The sequence below is a fragment of the Bacillus norwichensis genome (assembly GCF_014836955.1).
In the GTDB taxonomy this organism is placed as follows: domain Bacteria; phylum Bacillota; class Bacilli; order Bacillales; family Bacillaceae_C; genus Siminovitchia; species Siminovitchia norwichensis.
In genome coordinates this window covers 1-1,769 of the sequence record NZ_JACSPV010000094.1, presented here as the reverse complement: position 1 = coordinate 1,769, position 1,769 = coordinate 1, and the positions used below count along the sequence as shown (strand labels likewise).

The window sequence follows — 1,769 nt, the reverse complement described above, 5'->3', positions numbered from 1 at the left end:
TGACGTGGAATCTGAAGGAAGTCGGAGGCAAATCCTCGGTCTGAGGTACACGAACCACATTCGAGGTTTCTGTTTCTGGGCGAGTTTGCCAAACAAAACAAAGCCCCAAATATCCCCGGAAGGAACAGGAATAAATGCGGCAGATAGATGAGGAGAAAGTGGATGAACTTACCCCGGGAGGTCTGATGGATATCTTATAAAGGAACCTATCTAGCGATAGATAGCTGAACCATCAGAAGTCAGCAGACGTCATAGTACCTCACGAATGGGAGGGAAGGACTGAACGAAAGGAGAGAACATGAACAGGAAGATTACCCGCTGGCAATGAAGCAGCCAATCGTTAGACTGTGCGATATAGGAGGCGTTCGGAAAATGTCGGAAATCGTATCAGAGCGGAGTCAGTTGTGTGCATACCTATATCATGGAATCATATGGAATCAAATGGATTGATCTATCTCATCACCCATCGGGATAACCTAAACGAAGCTTTCAAGAGGGTTAAACGAAACAAAGGTGCTGCCGGTGTCGATGCGAAAGATATAGAGGCAACACGCCAATACTTGAAAGAAGAGGGAAGCCGAATTATCAAGCTGATTGAAACGGGAAGATATTCACCATCCCCAGTCCGTCGCGTGGAAATCCCGAAGGATAATGGTGGGAAGCGCAAATTAGGCATTCCAACTGTCACGGATCGGGTCATCCAACAGGCAGTCGTTCAAATCTTAACGCCAATCTTTGAACAAACCTTCAGTGATCACAGTTACGGTTTTCGTCCGCAAAGGAGCGCCCAACAGGCAATCGAAAAGGCGAGAACCTATATTGATGAAAGTTACCGTTATGTCGTTGACATTGACTTGGAAAAGTTCTTCGATAAAGTACAACATGACAAACTGATGTCTCTTGTCGCAAAAGTCATCCAGGACAAAGTCACATTGAAGCTTATTCGTAAATTCCTCCAAGCAGGAATCATGGAAAACGGAGTGGTTTCGGTAAATAAAGAAGGAACACCACAAGGTGGTCCATTAAGCCCTTTACTAAGCAATATCATGTTAACTGAGATAAAGAACTCGAAAAGCGAGGGCATAGGTTCGTCCGTTATGCGGATGATTGTACTATCTACGTTAAAAGTCCGCGCGCAGGTGAAAGAGTAAAACAAGGGATAACGGAATTCATTGAAAAGAAACTAAAGCTAAAGGTGAACGAGGAGAAAAGCGCTGTGGGAAAGCCGATAGCACGTACATTCTTAGGCGTGAGTTTTTTACCGCATGAGAAAACAAACGAGAGTGTATGTGCCGAAGGAGAGCAAGACGAAATTTGAAGCAAAAGTTCGTCGACTCACCAACCGCAACTGGAGCGTCAGCATGGAATACAGGATCTATAAGCTGAACCAACTGGTTCAGGGGTGGAGTAACTATTTCAAGATTGGCGACATCAAAACATACGCCATGAAAATGGACGCTCACATCAGACGTAGATTGCGAGCGTGCAGATGGAAGGAATGGAAAAAGCTCTCAACAAAATACCGAGAGCTAAAGAAATTAAGTATAAAGCCAGCAGACGCATGGAAATGCGCAAATACCCGAAAGGGTTATTGGCGTTTATCTAACAATCCGATTATACACCAAGCACTGAACAATCTATATTGGGAAGACTTAAAGCTTAAATCCATAACTAATTTGATTTTATAAAACTTTCGAACCGCCGTATACCGAACGGTATGTACGAGTGGTGTGAGAGGACGGGAGTTAATCACTCCCTCCTACTCGATT

The 1,769-nt window shown here is 44.3% G+C and carries 1 pseudogene; it reads left to right on the top strand.

The features are described 5' to 3' along the window. The first annotated feature begins 431 nt into the window (after positions 1 to 431). Positions 432 to 1,688, top strand: a pseudogene (gene ltrA / locus H9631_RS22065) (group II intron reverse transcriptase/maturase). Positions 1,689 to 1,769 lie beyond the last annotated feature (81 nt).